The following is a 17,063-nucleotide window of genomic DNA, read 5'->3' as shown; positions in this document are numbered from 1 at the left end:
CAGCTTAAACTACCTTTAGAAATTGTGCTTTCATAAAAGCAACTATATACTTTGTTAACCGATATAAACAAAGATGAGTAAAAAAGAAGTGACAATATATACGGATGGGGCGTGTTCTGGTAATCCTGGAGCGGGAGGATGGGCAGCTATCATATTATTTCAAGATTACAGAAAAGACATTTATGGTAGAGAAGAAAATACCACAAACAATAAAATGGAGTTAACAGCGGTGATCAATGGGCTGAAAGTATTGAAATTTTCTTGTAATATTAATTTATATATGGATAGTCTTTATGTTAAACATGGCATAACAGAGTGGATAAATAAGTGGAAAATGAATGGCTGGAAAACAAGTAATAAAAAATCAGTAAAAAATATGGAATTGTGGAAAGAGCTAGACAACGTTGCTTCACAACACGAAATTGATTGGAAGTGGGTTAAAGCACACAGTGGCGATAAGTATAATGAGGAGGCTGATAGTTTAGCAAGAAAAGCAATAATCGATGCTTAAAAAAATCACTATATCACTTTCCATAGTTCTATTGTTTGTATTCTGCTTATTTGTCTTTTTTAAGGGTGAGAGTCCTTTAGAAATCAATATTAATTATATTAATTTTTATGTTAAACATAAAATATCAAAGATATTTGTTGGCTCAAGCGTTAATATGGAGAATACCTCAGTTGTTTGGCAGAAAGGTAGTAAAGATCCGTATTTAGTCATTACAGATTTGGCAATAGCAAATCCTAATTTTACTATAAAAGTTCCTGAGCTTTTTGTACATTTTAAGTTAAGTTCCTTATTTAAAGCTAGCACAAATCTCTCTCAGGTTTCAGCTGATAATGTGCATGTATATATCAAGAGAGAAGAAACTAATGTTAATCCGCAAAACTCATTAGACCTTTTGGATAATCATTATTTAAGTAATAACCGCCTTCCTTCGGTGTCATTCCAGCGCGTGACGCTGGAATCTAGAAAAAAAGAAACCTGGATCCCAGTGTCAAGCACTGGGATGACAGGAAAAAAAGATATTGGGATGACAGGAAAAAAAGATACTGGGATGACAGGGAAGAATTTCAAGATGACAGAAAGCAGTGCAAAAAATCTATTAAAAACAATAAGGGAATTTTTTTTTGACTTAAATGCGGATTCAAAAATTGAATTTACTAACATCGCTATTGATAAAAGCACAGAAGATGAATTTTTTATTGATAAATTATATATAGGGAAGGGGGAAGATTTTAATGTTTTAGATATTCATGTGAATACAAAAGATGGAAAGGGATTTTTGGATGATTTATCAATTACGATAAAAAATCGCAACAATTTGCTAAATGTGTACGGGACATTTTATGATCTAAAATTGGGACTATTGAGCAAGTTTTCTACATTAGTTAAAAGCTACAATTTGGACAAAAATATAGGATTCAAAGGAAGCTTCTCAGTGAAAATTAATAAAAAGGATGAAATTGTAGATGGAAATATATACGTATTAAATACAGAAAATTATTTGAACAAAAATTTGGCCTTAACTAATGTAAATATAAATTTAACATATAGTAATGGAATTATTAGTGTAAAAAACTTCCATTTTAAGTTAAATGACACGTATCTCTCTTTAATAGGCAAAATGAACTTTAGTACAAGTCATGCTTTGCTTAGAATTAATATTAGTAAGTTTGCTGCAAAGGATTTATGTACTTATATACCAGATAGTGTAGTAAATAGTAAATTTAAAAGCTGGTATTGTGATAATATCGAAGGGGATGTTTTAAATACCATTGTAAGTTTCAATGGCAAAATTAACAATTTGGTTGATGACGATCTGTCAGACATTGTAATTGTTGCTGATATAGAAAACGGTAGCGTAAAATTTGATGAAGATTTTGAGCAAGTAAAGGAATTAAAGGGTGATTTGATCATCAAGAATAACGATCTTGAAATTACTGTAAATAGCGCTAAGTTTCAGAATTTCACTGTTAATGGTGGTGATATTGAAATGAAATCTCTAAATAAGGAAGATTCAGTTCTAACCATTAATGGCAAAGCTGTAAGTGATGCGTATGGTTTATATGAGCCTATAAGATTTAAGCTGGATGATGTGGTGAAGGTTGAAAGGGATAAAGTAAGTGGAATGGCAAAATCCGTATTTAATTTTCGCATTTTTAATCTAAATGCTGATGACAAAAAAGTAGACTTCTCAGCAAATTTTCATTCTGAAATTGACAATTTGGCCGTCTATAATGCAAGTCTTGGTAAATATGATATTAAGCTTAGTTTTGGCAGTGACTTTATAGATTTAAATGGTAGTGGTATGGTGAATAACACACAGCTATTATTTGACCTGAAAAGTAGCAATAGGAATGAAAGTTTCGCCTGGAATTTGACCGGAGATTTACCCGCTCAAATACTTAATTTTGATGAAAATATAGGTGGCTATGTCAATACAAATATAGAATCGGTGATAAATCAAGATAAGACGGGGCATGTTAATGGTAATATGGATTTATCAGAGCTTGAATCACGTTCAAGTTATTTAGGATGGAAAAATCGTTTTGAAGATCACAATAAAATTTTGTTTTCTACAAGGTTAAAAGGAGCAGGTGAATTGTTAATAGACAAATTAGATGTTGTAGGAAATGACCTAGATATAAAATTCAGCGGAAGAGTAGAAAATGGAAATTTATATTTAAATTCTAGTAGTTTTAAATTGCCTGATAATGATTTTAGTATAGAAATTGAATCAGGTAAGGAAAAAAATGCCATAACTATTTATGGTGAGGAAATTAACTTAAGTGATATTTTAGGCTTGCTTGGCAAAAACAGTAATGGATTAAACAAAGATATAGAGATTAGTATGAATGTTGACAATGTAATCATGAAAGAAGGCATCGTTATCAAAAATGCTAAGCTGAATGTAACCTGTACTAAAGGTAATTGCGATGGAAGTCAATTTACAGGACAGTTTCTAGAAGATAGCAGCAACATACTAGCGGAATACAGTGGAATAGGGCTCGAAATATATGCGGATAATGCAGGTATACTTTCGCGTTCCTTAGGCATTAGTAAATCAATTAAAAACGGCAAATTGTCTTTTTATATCTCTCCTCAGAGAGAAAGTGGAGAACATTATGGTACGTTATCCATTAGCAATTTCTACATCAAAGATGCTCCACTACTTACTACTTTATTGTCGATGTCTTCATTGCCTGGTATCGTAAATGCCATAAAGAACGAAGGTGTATACTTTTATAAATGTAATGCACCTTTCTCATACAAAGATGGCACTATTGAAATTGAAGAATCTTGGCTTGAAGGGGCGGAGTTAGGTATTAGCACTGGTGGTAAGCTCGATATTAAAGATTATAAATTCCAGGTTGCAGGACAAGTAATACCAGCATATTCAATTAATAAATCTTTGTTAAAAATTCCTATAATTGGAAAACTTCTTACTGGTGGGAAAAATAGGGGAATCGTTTCAATAGACTATAAAGCAAGTGGTGATGACAAAAACAATAACGTATCTGTTGATCTTATCTCTTCGCTAACTCCAAACCTATTAAAGAGGTTATTGGGAGTGTTTGATCGCATTATGACAAAAACTAACGAAAGTGGCTTAAAAGGTGGTGTGAAAAAGAAATTTGGTTCGATATGACCAAAAGGGAAGTTATTTAACAAAATTATGGACAAAAATGCAAGAATTTCAGAATGATCTACCTGGTTTTTTATTTAGTTGTTTAAGTAATACCACTCCCTTTAACCTCTCTATATTTGCTGAACAACTAAAAAGGGTAGGGGGTGGTTGTAATACCAATTCTCATTGTTGTCCAGTCAAATAGGAAACATTGCAGAGTTGTTTAATTGTGGAGCTGGCAAGAGAAGTAATAAATTTGCACAAAGCACCCTCAAGTAGAGCAATTGTATCGTATATTTTATTGCGCAAAATGTTCTGTTTTATATATAACCAAAGCCTCTCAACAGGATTTAGCTCAGGTGAGTATGGAGGTAGGTATATAATGTCGATATTTTTAGGTACCTTTAAATTTTTTGACCTATGCCAACTAGCACAGTCCATAACGAGAAAAGCCTCTCGTGTTTCTAGATATTGCGAAATTTGCTCAAGAAATATGTTCATGCAATCAGTGTTGACATTTGGTGCAAATAAGCTAGAACTCTCTCCATTTCTAGGATTAACTGCACTATAGAGATAGAAATTTTGCCTACCTAATTTTGTTTTAACCTGTGTTCTAATCCCCTTTTTAAACCACCCATGTCCAACTTTTGAATGTGTGCCAAACCGTGATTCATCAAAGAAAAATAGCTCTTTTTCTGGATACTTGCTAATAGCTCAATTGAGATTTTTTTTTGAATTCCTCTTGTTTGCTTTTATCTTGTCCATTATGAACTGGTCTTGGTGTAATATATGAGAATTTCATCTTTTGCATATGGCGGTGTACTGTAGATTTGCTGATATTTAATCCGAACTTTTCCTGGATTCTTATTCTCATTTCTTTAATGGTGATATTAGGATTTTCTTCTATCCACTCTTCAATTTGCTGTAGTTGAGCCTGATTTAATTTAGTTTTTCTACGACGTTGTGAAGGAGCAAACAGTTTTTCTTCTCTGCCAATTTTCAAGAGTTTTACCCACGAAGTTAGTGCGCTTCTTGAAATGCAATATATTTTTGCTACAGCCGTTATACTGTACTTTTTTGCTGCAATTACAGCATTTAGTTTTTTTGAAACATATGCATTATTCCTTACTTTCTTCAGCATTTCTTTTGCTGATTCTACTACTTTTTCATCCAATAATTTTGATCTTAATGCCATTTAAACCTCGCTATTTTACTTACTTCAGTATGGCTTTTCTTCCATCATTGTCCATCTGTTTGCCCTGTAATGGGAATTGGTATAAGAGGTTGTCCGGAAACAAGTAAATTCAAGCATATTCCCTCTTTAACATAACCCTACTCATAGCTAGGTATATGAAATTCTCAGTGGATGTTGTGAGTAAATCATACTCCTTCGATAGCCTTCTATTCCTATTAACCCAAGCAAAAGTCCTTTCTACAACCCATCTTCTTGGCTGTACTTTAAACCCTTGTTCTCTTGTTGGTAGTAGCTCAGGTGGCGTATCTTTGTGCACCCAAAATCTACATGGAGGCCTTGTAACAATTTCAATATCTATGTCATATTCTTCCTTTATGTGATTCTTTAAATTTCTTCCTTGGTATCCCATGTCAGCCCACATTTTTTTAACTTTAGTATATTTTGTTCTCATATTGTTTAATGCTATTTTAATACCATCTCTATCATTTTCGTTAGCAGCGCCTACGTAACAACCTAGTATAAAACCCTGAGTGTCTGTAATTATATGCCTTTTTCTACCCTTTACTTTTTTACTTCCATCATAGCCTTTGATCCCCCCTTTTCTGTAGTCTTTACAGATTGACTATCTACTATACAGGCACTCGGCTGCTCATTCCTTCCTATTTTTCTTCTACTATATTTTGTAATTTCATAATTCATTTTCTCAAAAATTCCCTGCTTCTTCCATTGCCTGAACTGCTCATACACAGTCTTCCATAGCGGAAAATCATTTGGTAAATACCGCCATTGACACCCTGTACGCAATACATAGAAAATTGCTTCTAATATTTCTCTTTTGCTATACTTTGGCGGCCTTCCTCCTTTCTTGTATGATACTCTGAAGTGTTTTTCTATTCTTGCCTATTCCCTTTCGCTTAGATCTGTTGGATACTTTTTTCTCATCTTTACCCCGTACTAAAATTTCAGATATTATAGCCTTTTACTTGTTTCCGGACAACCTCTAAGAAATGTATAATGAAAAATAAAAGCTCAAGTTTAACACTTGCAGTTATTTTTACACAATTAAGTAATCATAAAAGTTAGTGTAGGACGAGGTTATACAGTTTGATTTCTTTTAATATATGTTAATTGGTATAATATAAATATATTTAAGGAGGCGTATTATGACTGGAAGTTTGGCTAAGGAAGAAAAAACAGCAGAGGCAGGAAAAACAAGTAATCAGTCAGAGAATTATGATGTTGAATCAGTTATAAGGGTAGCATCATGTGCTTGGAATGCAATACATTGCTTGTTGGCATCTTATGAATACGATCTATATTCGTCATGGCTTGAATCGCATTTTACATCCCTCAAGGACTGTATCAATAAAATGGAAAAAGACAATTCTTTCACTAAGGACTCTGCTATAATAAAGTTCTGCCGCTCAATTGCAGAAAATAATAAATTATACAAAGAGTTAAAAAATTTAAATAATCCTGCTGAAAATTTTTCTCAATTAGAGAAGATAATAACAGGCTTTAAACTAAAAGACCTAGAAGACAAGGTAAGCTTCTTAATGCTTTTGAAAGAAGAAAGTGACTTCACTGCTATACAGGAGGCTTATAGAGATGAGTGGAGTTTTTATGACCTAATAAATGATAGAGATTTTAAAAAAACGTACATAGATAAAGCAGTAACAGAGTCTGCTAATAAGAGCTTTAAGAAAGATATAGATAAATGCATAAAGTTGGCAGAGCAGGGAAAAAAAGCTGCAAGTAAATATCTTGGAAGGAAAGGCGTAGAGCTTCAAGCTTATTACACAGAAACTGATAACGCTTATAGAGTTTTGAATATCAACTCTATTAATTACAATAGAAGTGAGCCAACCAGGATTAGTGACATTTTACAGCAAGAGAAAGATATTAAAGAGCTGAATATCTATTGCAATAAAAAACATGAAATACACGCTCATCGGAAAGGTAAGGAAAGATATTATGAATTTAAAGAGGGCGCATATTATGAAATGAAAAGCACTTGGCCTGTAAAGGATGGATCCGAAATGTGTACCATGATTATGAATGTGAGTAGCGATGGCATAACTGAAGTACTAAAATTTAATGATGAAGATTTTGTGCTATCGGATGAGATCTTAGAATTAATAAAGCAAAACGATGAATTATATATTCAAGGTCTCTCCTTATATGATGCTGTACTAGAAAAAGGTAAGGCTGCTGATGTTGTACCTACTGCTAATAATAATTTTCAAAATGAGTCTATAGCGGCCTATCGCGAGGAACCAGAGGGGGAATTAGACCCTAAAGTTGATGCTGACAATAGCCTTCCTCCTTCTATTAATAGCAATGCATCAACTCAAACGGAAGTCAATTTACAACACACTGAAACTCAAACAGAAGTTGCTTCACAACAAATTGAAACTAAAACGGAAGTCAATTTACAGCACACTGGAACTCAGACAGAATTTGCTTCACAACAAATGGATGAATTGATTTTAAATAATCAGATGCTGTCCGAAAAAAACGTTGAATTGAAGCAAGAAATGTCAAATTTGAAAAAAGAAGCTGTTGAATTGAAGCAAGAAATAGAAGCAGGGTTGCAAGTGATAAATAAAAAGCACCATGAATTAATACAAGAAAATCAGCGACTACAGGAGAAACTAGAAACAACCCAAGCAGAAGCTAATCAAACAATTGTAAAGTTAGAGAAGCAGAATAGCAATTTACAAGACAGGTTTGAAAAAGAGGAGCAAAAAAACACGGAATTGCAAACTGAATTGGCACAAAAAAATGAAGAATTAGCAGGTGTGTTAAAAGAGCTACAAAGGAAAGCACAAGAACTTAAAGGTGTATATGAAGAAAAAAGAAAGCTAAAGGAAGAGCTGAAAATTGTTAATGCAGGAAAGAAGAATTTGGAAAAAGAGCTAAATCAAGCACGAGAAGATGCGGAACAGATAATGGTTGAACGACGCCAGCAGAAAGAGCGCTTGAAAGATCAGCTAAGAGAATTAGATCAGGAATATAAGGTACAAGTAGAAATTGGGCAAAAGATTAAAGAATCAGATAGGCAGGATAGCAATTTACAAGATACACTTGGAGAAGAGAGACTAAAACTCAACATTGAAGAGCTAGAAAACGAGTACGAGGAATTTCCAGGAGATAAGGTGCTTACACTTGAACTCACTAAAGATGAAGATAAAGTCGAAGAGTTAAGAAACGAGCTAGAGCGTGAGAAAGAAAAGTGTAAACAATTATTAGAAGAAGAAAATGAATGGGGTGATGAATTGGTAGGAATACTTGATGGACTGGAAGAAAAAATTCGTGCTGATGAACAAAGGAGCTTCAACAATCAATTAACGGGAGAAATTTCTAATGAGTCTGGTAATGCTCCACGACAGAAGAAAAGGTTATCCAAATCTTCAAGCGTTGATAATGAGTCTTATGTTCCACTGAGAGAGAAGACAACATTACTCAGATCTTTAAGCGTTGATAGTGGACTTGATAGCGATGAAGAAAATTGTGATAATGATTTATCTTTCAACATAAGTCCTATAAGTTCTATTGAGAAGGTGGCAGAGAGTAGAAACGTAGGTAGGGTATCATTGTGAAGATGGTTGGGGTTAAGTTGCAACTTAAGTGGGGCGCAAAAGGTCTTTTGTGTTGATAATAATTTAAAATCTATAGTAGACTAAAAAAGATTATTAAATTATAATATAACATATGATAAAAGACGAGAAATCGAAAACAATTTTTGAAGTGGAAGGGGCAGTAACTGCTTTACTACCTGCAGCAGAATTTAGAGTGAAACTGGACAATGAACATGAGATTATCTGTCATGTATCAGGGAAAGTGAGAAGAAGTAAAATACGCATCATTATAGGGGATAGGGTGTTAGTTGAGATGAGCATTTACGATAGGAATGCGAGAAAGGGTAGGATCATTAGAAGGCTTAAAGGTACAAGTGACAGAACGATCTCTAAATAATCTTATTCTTGCTTCATCATCGAAAAGGCGTATAGCTTTACTAAAACAAATAAACATTGAGCCAGGTTTAATTTTGCCAGCAGATATAGATGAAGCCCCTTTAAAAAAGGAACTTCCGAAGGATTACTCAATCCGTATGGCAAAAAGTAAAGCGGAGAAAATACAAAGCTCAAATCCAAATTACTTTGTGCTTGGTGTTGATACAGTTGTTGCTTGTGGTAGAAGGATATTGCTCAAAGCTGAAAACGTTGAGCAAGCAGAAAAATGTATCCGCTTGTTATCAGGAAGAAGGCATAGAGTATACACCAGTGTATGTCTATTAACTCCCGATCAATCTAAACAACATATCAGGACTGTGGTTACAATAGTGAAATTTAAACGTCTCAGTGAACAAGAAATTAAGTATTATTTAGCATCAGAAGAGTGGAAAAATAGGGCGGGGGGATGCAATATACAAGGCCTAGCTGGAGTGTTCGTATTGTTCTTACGCGGCTCCTACTCTTCCGTTATAGGGTTACCATTACATGAAACCTATTGTTTGCTAAGCAATTATTTTAACTTCAATTTATATTGAAATACCTTTATTAGTATCTTTTTTTTGTTGTGACTCAGCAACCTGTTTAGCCCAATCTAGTGGTCTTTTATTTCTGTTAGCTAATGCAATTCTATTGCGATCATAACCATCAGTGTGTTCTGTTAAAGTATCTCCTCTTTCTTCTTCTATTACTCCAGCTTTCAGTTGTGCTTCATCTTTCTCTAGTAATTTATATAGTTCGCTATTTTTATCTACAGTTGGATTAGTGTCATTATTTTCTCGTTCTGCCACTGTTTTTTCTAACCACTTACGTATAGGGTCATATTGTTTACCTTCTCCTATCTTTTCTAAAATGTTTTCTGAGAATGAATCTTTAGGAATATTTTCTTCAGTAGCCTGTTGTGCCGGTTCTCTTAACCCTTTATCCGGGTTTCCCAATGCTCCTTTTAACTCACTCGTATCTCCGATTTCTTTTGGTTCAATGTTTTCTAAGCTCTTCTTTAACTGTTCAGGATTTACTTGAGATTGTTCATTATTGTCATGAGTTGGAGATGAATAGCCCGAGTCACTTTTATTATTGAGTGCTGTAGCAGAGAGCGGCTGTTCACTTTCTTTCCACTTAGCATCACTAGCATCTTGGTTATCACTGTTATCTGGAGAAGATGAATAAGGAATTATGTCCTTTAATGTCTCTAACGGTGATGGGTTATTTTTTCTACTTCCTGCAATTGATGCTTTTCTATCATCAACATCAATGTGCCGTAAGTTATTTTTCTTGAAATTTCTGATGTCTTGTAACAGATCGCCTTTGCTATTTCCTTCTTGTTGCTGGGTTTTAGGTTGTTGCTGATCATTAGGTGTTTGCTCACTTCTATCTGGTTTTTGGCTTCCAGGTACAGCATGTCCAAATGTAGGATTGTCATACCGTTCATCTTCTTGCCTATTATCTTGATTGTGGCTTACAGACTTGGTGAAAGTAGAACTATCTGAAGAATCAGAAGTTGCACCTTTTTGCTGATTATTAGGTGTTTGCTCATTTTCGCGCAAGTCATCTGGTTTTTGGCTTCCAGATTTGGCTCCCCCTTGCTCATCGAAAACACCTTTTTTAGGTGGTGGTGAACTAGTTCTAGGTGGAAGTGGCGGAGGAGTTTTTTTGTTCTGAGGATTCTCCTCAAAAAGCGATTGTAGGTTATAAACTTGACCTCCCGAATTTGCTTCTCGTGCTGCTTGTCTAAGCTCACGCTTTTCTTTAGCCTCCTGAGAATTAATTTTATCGTCAAAATCTTTTCCAATTCCGCTATCGTAAGACTGCCTTCTGCTGTTAGATTGTAGTCCAAAATGTGAATGGTGGTCTTCTTTTTTTTGAGTTATATCAGTAGCTTGAACGCTAACACCTCTATTAACATCAATTCTTGTTGTAGTTTCAGATGATAGCTCGTTACTGTCTTTATTATGTTGCATCTCATTCGCTTTTCCTTGTCCTTTCTCCCTGAATTGTATTTCATGCAAGAATAAACCACCTATTTTTACATCTCTGTTTACTTCTAACCGTTCTAGAGAAAAATCATCACCTTTAACAAGGTCTACACCGTTAGCATCAATCTTAATTTTGATCTTACATTCCTTCCCCTCCGCATACCACTTTAAAGTCATTTCATATGAACCATCAGTTACGACATAATGTCTTATTTTTTTCCCTTCTTCCTCGGCAACAAAACCATGCATTCCGCTCTTTCCATCACTATGCAATGTTGAAAATCCCGAGATTTCATTCTTCTCACAAAAATCACTGTTTAAAAATTCGCTGATTTTAAACTCTTTTTTGTTATTTCCCAGCGTAATACTTGCGTGATTACCGTATATTGAAACTCCTGCAACATCATCAACATACTCTTTCAACCTTTCTTTAACTTCACTTTCAAGGTCTTGTCCAGCTTTCTTTGTCTTGTCGCATTTCTGAAGAATAACTCCATATGCTTTATCTTTGTTTTCTTCTTCGTCCCAATTCCAGTTGGCGTGTTTTGTTAAAAACTTTACTGTGTTAAAATCAACTCTAGCATTATAAATTGGGTCGTCTTCCTTTTTTATTTTATCAAATAAAGGAAAAATTTCTTGAATGCGCTCATTATAAATGTGTTCTTGTTGTGTATCGTTAGTGCCCATATATCCCTCACTAATAACCCTCTGCCTTTAGTTCTAGCTAATACTAGCTAATATAATTATCACAAGCATTGGTTGAATTTTTATTAAGGAAGGTTGTGTTACTAATGTGATGACACAAGCTATTTTATGGTAACATCAAACGATTTAAGTTGTCATTCCAGTCTGGAATCCAGCCTTTCACGAACCCCATCAAAAATGTTGTGTTTTAACATAAGATTAGCTACTTTTATGCTCACTAACTTAGTGCCAATCAAGATTCCTGGATCCCAGTGTCTGGGCACTGGGATGACATCCTTCTTGGCGGAAATCACTCTTATATCACAACAGCTGCATAGCCTAAATTGCTTTAGCTATAGCTCTGTTTTTGCAACTTCAAATATCTGCTACTCATAGTAAACACTTCTGGATCTTGAGAGGTTAGCTTGAGTATAGCGAGTATGTTGATAAACAACAAAGCAGCAATCGAGATATCAGCAACATCCCATAGCAACCGGACTTTACCTATCGCACCAAGCGGAATGATCATGGTAAAAATTACAATCCAGATTTTAGTGTATTTATTATCCATAGACACATAGCGTATTGTCTGTTTTGAGCAAAAAAACCAAGTAAAAATAGTAGTAAAAGCAAAACAAAACATTATGGCCATAATTAAATAGTCAATATAAGGCCAATTCATTGCCTTTCTAAAAGCAAATATGCACATGTTAGTGCTCTCTAAATCAGTGACCCAAGAATCTGTGACAAGCAGTACCATTGTTGTAATAAACACTATAAACGCAACTATAAAAGGCGATATTATCGTAATTAGACTCTGCTCAATAATAAATTTATTATTATTTTTCTTAGGAACAATTGAAGAATGTACGATTCCTTCAAGGCCAAGCCCTATATCTGTTGCAAAAATACCTCGCAAAGTTCCGACTTGAATAATAGTCAACATTTCTAGAATCAAACCTAGAGATAAACCAGAGTTAAAGCTACTGGTTGTAAAAAAACTGCTTGTTATTAGTTTTAGAGAAGGAAGAATATTTTCACTAAATTTAAATAATATGATACCGCAAAGTGTGAGGTAACTTACCGTCATTATCGGTATCATAGCCGATATAAAAATTTTAATTTTTTTTAAGCTGAGAGCTGCAACAACAAAAAATATTATGGCCATTACAATGCCACCAACAACTACAGGCACATCTATCATATTAAGTGGTATTGATAGAGAATTTACCTGAACAAGGTTACCAACTGTTATTGAAACCATCATCATGATAACTAGAAAGACAATTGTGGCCTTCCTAGAGTTAAACGCATCAGTCATGTAGGCTACAGGGCCACCTATAAACCTTTCGTTCTTTTCCTTTCTGGTTTTTATACTTAGATAACAAGTGACATATTTTATCACAGAAGTGATAACAATAATTATTGCCATCCATAAAATAGAGCCCGGTCCTCCGGTTTTTAGAGCAACAGCAGTTCCTGAAATATTTCCTACTCCTAAATTTCCCCCTAAAATTGTAAACAGAGCGGCTATAGAAGAAAATTTATTTTCTCCTTTTTTAGCTCCAAGGAGTGAAAGGGCGTATGGTAATCTAAATACCTGTAGCCATTTTAGTTTAATCGATAGGTAAACACCAGCAACTAGCATGAGTAATATTGTTGGCAGTAATAAAACAAACTTTACTGTATCCATCTGTAAAAGTGAGATTTTTATTTGAGTATACAACAAAAATTGAAAATACCTAACCTATTTTCTATGTATGACTTCGTTTCCGTCATTCTAGAAACCTTTTCTTGTCATCCAAGTAGCGTGACACATAACTGTACGAACATTGTAATATGGTACAATGTTAAGACGATGTCATTCCAGTGCTTGACACTGGAATGGCTTTGTTGCATCGCTACTTATGAAAGGCTAACTATAGTTAGGATTATAAGTAACCTATTGAAAATCTTGTTTTTTTGCAATCAATCTGATCAAATTTAAGAATAGTAATTTGTTATTTATATTAATAAATTTAATTCTATTGAAAATAGCTAAAGCATTGAAATTCTTGAATTTTAGCCGGATTGGTAAATGGTAGTGAAATTTCTTTTACTCAAATTTAGGTATTCATTGACCGTTCTTGTTATAAATACCAGAATAATAAGCTACTGATATTCGCTATCTTTTTTATCTTTAATCCATCATAGCTAGCGATGCAACAAAGCCCACTGGAATCCAGCTTTTAATGCAACCCCTCACCAAAAATATTGTGTTTTAACATAAGGTTAGCTACTTTTATACTCACCAACTTAGTGTCCAATCTGGATCCCAGTGGGCTTTGTTGCATAGCAGCAGAAAAATTAGTGATTACTGACAAAATTCATTATAAAATAGCCATTTAACCTTGAAAGAAAAAATATGCCACAAAAAATGAGGGTCAGTAACCATAGCGAATATAACAAATTTCTAGAAAAAAGAGGAAATATTTTTCATTATACCAACGAAGCCATAGAAAAGTGGTACGAGAATGGTCCAAAAATACCAGGTGGCAACAATATTTATAGCGATAAAGTTGTAATTTTGGTGCACATAATAACTTGTTTATTTAGAATAGGCCTGAGGCAAACAGTTGGGTTTATAGCAGGATACCTTGAGCAAATTGGGAAAAATTTGCAAGTTATCAGCTATTCACAATCATCAAGAAGGTTTAAGAAACTCAATATTAAGATCAATGATTGCAGAAAATAATATGGAAGATATCGAAATTGCTATAGACAGTACAGGAATTAGTATATACAACAACACTCCTGGTCATAGCAAAGAAAATAGCGAAGATAGAAAGTATCGCAGCTATGAACAGACAAGAAAATTGCATGTAATGTTGAATACAAACAGCAAAAAAGCCATAGCTGTAAAATACAGTAACGGTGTCTACTCTGATCACTATGGAGCTTGTGATTTGCTAAAAGAAGTCGATTTTCAGTATGTCATAAAAGTACTATATGCAGATAGGGCATATGACAGAGAAAAGCTCTATAAGCTGTGTAATCAATATGGTATAAAAACGAAAATTCCTCCGAAAAACAACGCAGCAGAGCATCCAAAGTTAGACTATATGGCTGAGAGAAATTCTGCAGTCAAGCTCATAAAGTCATATGATGAAGATGGTATAAAGAAGTGGAAAAAAGAGATGAGTTATGGAAAAAGATCTTATATAGAAAGTTTTTTCTCGCGACTGAAACAAACATTCGGGTTTAGTTTTAGGAATAAATCTGAGACAAATAGAGAGAAGGAACTACTTGTTAAATGCTATTTGCTCAATAAGTTCACTGATATTGGTATGGCTAAATTTGAGATAGCTTCATAAATTTATTGTGCGTTACCTACTATCCGAAGAGCGATGCAACAAAGCCATCCCAGTGTCAAGCACTGGGATGACATCTTTTTTCTTGGTACAAATTACTCTTATATCTCAATGTTCGTACAGTTAGTGCGTGACACTGGGATCTAAATTTTTTATGCGAAACCATTATGTTTATATACTTGTAGGCCCAAGTTCCTCACATAGTGAACAAAAAAGTAAATGAGATTCCAGTGTCACGCGCTGGAATGACACCTACCCCATGAGAACTCTATTTTTCATACCACTCATTTATAAGTTTATTGATATCAGAATCTATAAAATCCTTTAATGGTTGCCTGATTTTTATCTCAACATTTTTAGGGATGCACCTATCTTTACATATCGCATAATTTATATGGAAGTTAAGGTCAATATACCCTTGATTTAAAAATATATTCATCTTAAAGGGAAATAATACCATATCCTCATATACGTTACTTACAAACGTCTCTCTCCCTACTTTATCTTTATGTTCCTTTGGAATAGGCCAGTGAATATTTATATCTGATGCATTACCTTTGTAACTAATAGACGTGGGAAGGCCAAAATCTCCAGGATCTTTATAATATATGTGCCAGCCTGGTTCTACTGTAACCTTTATTGCACCTTTAAGAGTGAAGCTTGCTTCATTTATCTCGCCGATAAGTAAATCAAATTTTGCAATTTCCTCGTCAGCATATAGTTGAGCGCAAGAAAAAAATAAAAATAATATTAAATATATATATATTTTCATTAAGGTAAATTTCTCCTTTTATGGAGAAAGTGATTTAGATTTTAATTATTACATTTAATAGCATTATATAGATTATTTATTAATATAGCATTATGCTATAGCTAAACTGACTTACAACAATCTAAAAAACGACAAATTCGTCATTCCGCTACTTGTTAGCGGAATCTATGCCGAGATACCGCGAATGAATCCACAACTGTACGAACATTGTGATTTTGGCCCATAAGGAGGGTGTCATCCCAGTGCTTGACACTGGGATGGCTTTGTTGCATCACACTTTATGAGATGGTGATTTATGGTAAATTCATATAACTATCTCAAATTTAGCCATACCAATATCAGTGAATTTATTAAGCAAATAGCATTTGATTAGCAGTTCTTTTTCTCGATTTATCTCAGATTTATTCCTAAAACTAAATCCGAATATTTGCTTTAATCTTGAGAAAAACCCTTCAATATAAGATCTTTTCCCATAATTTACTTCTTTTTTCCATTCTTTCATGCCATCTTCACCGTATAATTTTATTAACCTAATAGCAGCATTCCTGTCAGACATATAATCTATTTCTGGATGTTCTGCCGCATTGTTTATTGGTGGAATTTTTGTCTTTATATCATATTCGTTACACAACTTATAAAACTTGTGCCTATCACATGCTCTATCTGCATATAGTGCTTTTATGGCATGCTGAAAATCAACTTCTTTTAGCAAATCACAAGCTCCATAGTGATCAGAGTAGACACCGTTACTGTATTTTACAGCTATGGCTTTTTTGCTGTTTGTATTCAACATTACATGCAATTTTCTTGTCTGTTCATAGCTGCGATACTTTCTATCTTCGCTATTTTCTTTGCTATGACCAGGAGTGTTGTTGTATATACTAATTCCTGTACTGTCTATAGCAATTTCGATATCTTCCATATTATTTTCTGCAATCATTGATCTTAATATTGAGTTTCTTAAACCTTCTTGATGATTGTGAATAGCTGATAACTGCCAAATCTCTTCCTATTTGTTGCAAATACCCTTTTATAAACCCGACTGTTTGTCTTAAACCAATTCTAAAGAAACTGACGATTATATGCACCAAAATCACAACTTTATCACTATAAATATAGTTGCCGCCCTGCATTTTTGGACAATTCTCGTACCAATTTTCTATGGCGTCATTGATATAACAAAAAATGCTTCCTCTTTCTTGGAGAAATTTGTTATATTCATGGCAGTTACTGACTCTCATTTTTTGTGGCATATTTTTTCTTCAACAGTTAAATGGCTATTTATAATGAATTTTGTCAGTAACTGCCAGTTCTTTTCACTTGAGCGATGCAACAAAGCCCACTGGGATCCAGAAAAATTGATTGTGCACTATACAACATTTTCGATTAAAAGCTGGATTCCAGTGTCAAGCACTGGAATGACATCACAGGGGCACTGGAA

At 34.1% G+C, this 17,063-nt stretch carries 16 protein-coding genes; 8 read left to right on the top strand and 8 right to left on the bottom strand.

Features of this window, described 5'->3' with window-relative positions:
- The first annotated feature begins 73 nt into the window (after positions 1-73).
- Positions 74-511: a ribonuclease HI gene (rnhA, locus tag ABWU47_RS03875; protein ID WP_077188167.1), complete on the top strand. Its 438-nt coding sequence runs from the start codon at positions 74-76 to the stop codon at positions 509-511.
- Positions 504-3,653: an AsmA-like C-terminal domain-containing protein gene (locus tag ABWU47_RS03870; protein ID WP_077188166.1), complete on the top strand. Its 3,150-nt coding sequence runs from the start codon at positions 504-506 to the stop codon at positions 3,651-3,653. The genes rnhA and ABWU47_RS03870 overlap by 8 nt, the downstream gene beginning before the upstream one ends.
- 162 nt (positions 3,654-3,815) lie before the next feature.
- On the opposite strand, the gene ABWU47_RS03865 is transcribed toward ABWU47_RS03870, so the two are convergent.
- Together ABWU47_RS03865 and ABWU47_RS03860 are read right to left on the bottom strand one after the other, a co-directional pair.
- A protein-coding gene (locus tag ABWU47_RS03865; protein ID WP_410530061.1) for an IS630 family transposase occupies positions 3,816-4,827 on the bottom strand; the annotation gives its coding sequence in 2 pieces (ribosomal slippage) (positions 3,816-4,346 and positions 4,348-4,827; 1,011 coding nt in all).
- Positions 4,828-4,936: 109 nt separating this feature from the next.
- A protein-coding gene (locus tag ABWU47_RS03860) for an IS5 family transposase (RefSeq protein WP_238513981.1) occupies positions 4,937-5,721 on the bottom strand; the annotation gives its coding sequence in 2 pieces (ribosomal slippage) (positions 4,937-5,400 and positions 5,400-5,721; 786 coding nt in all).
- A gap of 269 nt (positions 5,722-5,990) precedes the next feature.
- Here ABWU47_RS03860 and ABWU47_RS03855 point away from each other — a divergent pair.
- The 3 genes from ABWU47_RS03855 (at position 5,991) to ABWU47_RS03845 (ending at position 9,379) form a co-directional block, all read left to right on the top strand.
- The gene (locus ABWU47_RS03855; protein ID WP_077188572.1) at positions 5,991-8,429 is read left to right on the top strand and encodes a hypothetical protein; all 2,439 of its coding nucleotides are present in this window, start codon (positions 5,991-5,993) and stop codon (positions 8,427-8,429) included.
- 112 nt (positions 8,430-8,541) lie between these two features.
- Positions 8,542-8,805: a translation initiation factor IF-1 gene (gene infA / locus ABWU47_RS03850; protein ID WP_007550159.1), complete on the top strand. Its 264-nt coding sequence runs from the start codon at positions 8,542-8,544 to the stop codon at positions 8,803-8,805.
- The gene (locus tag ABWU47_RS03845; protein ID WP_007550161.1) at positions 8,783-9,379 is read left to right on the top strand and encodes a Maf family nucleotide pyrophosphatase; all 597 of its coding nucleotides are present in this window, start codon (positions 8,783-8,785) and stop codon (positions 9,377-9,379) included. The genes infA and ABWU47_RS03845 overlap by 23 nt, the downstream gene beginning before the upstream one ends.
- Here the strand turns inward: ABWU47_RS03845 and ABWU47_RS03840 are convergent.
- The 3 genes from ABWU47_RS03840 to ABWU47_RS03830 all read right to left on the bottom strand — a co-directional run bounded on the left by ABWU47_RS03840 (position 9,371) and on the right by ABWU47_RS03830 (position 13,193).
- The gene (locus tag ABWU47_RS03840) at positions 9,371-11,503 is read right to left on the bottom strand and encodes a hypothetical protein (RefSeq protein WP_353285575.1); all 2,133 of its coding nucleotides are present in this window, start codon (positions 11,501-11,503) and stop codon (positions 9,371-9,373) included. The genes ABWU47_RS03845 and ABWU47_RS03840 overlap by 9 nt on opposite strands.
- Before the next feature lie 152 nt (positions 11,504-11,655).
- The gene (locus tag ABWU47_RS03835; RefSeq protein ID WP_153296804.1) at positions 11,656-11,814 is read right to left on the bottom strand and encodes a hypothetical protein; all 159 of its coding nucleotides are present in this window, start codon (positions 11,812-11,814) and stop codon (positions 11,656-11,658) included.
- A gap of 35 nt (positions 11,815-11,849) precedes the next feature.
- Positions 11,850-13,193, bottom strand: coding sequence for an alanine:cation symporter family protein (locus ABWU47_RS03830; protein WP_038198671.1), 1,344 nt, complete (start codon positions 13,191-13,193; stop codon positions 11,850-11,852).
- Positions 13,194-13,214: 21 nt separating this feature from the next.
- Here ABWU47_RS03830 and ABWU47_RS03825 point away from each other — a divergent pair, with 21 nt between their 5' ends.
- From ABWU47_RS03825 to ABWU47_RS03815, 3 genes are all read left to right on the top strand, one after another.
- Positions 13,215-13,487: a hypothetical protein gene (locus ABWU47_RS03825; protein ID WP_353285574.1), complete on the top strand. Its 273-nt coding sequence runs from the start codon at positions 13,215-13,217 to the stop codon at positions 13,485-13,487.
- A 417-nt stretch (positions 13,488-13,904) separates the two neighbouring features.
- On the top strand, positions 13,905-14,234 hold the full coding sequence (locus ABWU47_RS03820) for a transposase (protein ID WP_049973609.1): 330 nt from the start codon (positions 13,905-13,907) through the stop codon (positions 14,232-14,234).
- Positions 14,218-14,853: a transposase gene (locus tag ABWU47_RS03815; RefSeq protein ID WP_265038583.1), complete on the top strand. Its 636-nt coding sequence runs from the start codon at positions 14,218-14,220 to the stop codon at positions 14,851-14,853. The genes ABWU47_RS03820 and ABWU47_RS03815 overlap by 17 nt, the downstream gene beginning before the upstream one ends.
- A 265-nt stretch (positions 14,854-15,118) precedes the next feature.
- On the opposite strand, the gene ABWU47_RS03810 is transcribed toward ABWU47_RS03815, so the two are convergent.
- The 3 genes from ABWU47_RS03810 to ABWU47_RS03800 all read right to left on the bottom strand — a co-directional run bounded on the left by ABWU47_RS03810 (position 15,119) and on the right by ABWU47_RS03800 (position 16,875).
- Positions 15,119-15,622, bottom strand: coding sequence for a protein-disulfide reductase DsbD domain-containing protein (locus ABWU47_RS03810; protein WP_015589109.1), 504 nt, complete (start codon positions 15,620-15,622; stop codon positions 15,119-15,121).
- A gap of 304 nt (positions 15,623-15,926) precedes the next feature.
- The gene (locus ABWU47_RS03805) at positions 15,927-16,562 is read right to left on the bottom strand and encodes a transposase (protein WP_353285573.1); all 636 of its coding nucleotides are present in this window, start codon (positions 16,560-16,562) and stop codon (positions 15,927-15,929) included.
- Positions 16,546-16,875, bottom strand: coding sequence for a transposase (locus ABWU47_RS03800; protein ID WP_353285572.1), 330 nt, complete (start codon positions 16,873-16,875; stop codon positions 16,546-16,548). The genes ABWU47_RS03805 and ABWU47_RS03800 overlap by 17 nt, the downstream gene beginning before the upstream one ends.
- Between the last annotated feature and the right edge of the window lie 188 nt (positions 16,876-17,063).

The sequence above is a fragment of the Wolbachia endosymbiont (group A) of Gastracanthus pulcherrimus genome (assembly GCF_964028265.1).
Classification (GTDB): domain Bacteria; phylum Pseudomonadota; class Alphaproteobacteria; order Rickettsiales; family Anaplasmataceae; genus Wolbachia; species Wolbachia pipientis.
Note: the sequence above shows the minus strand (reverse complement) of the source record. Positions and strands in the feature narration are given on the sequence as shown.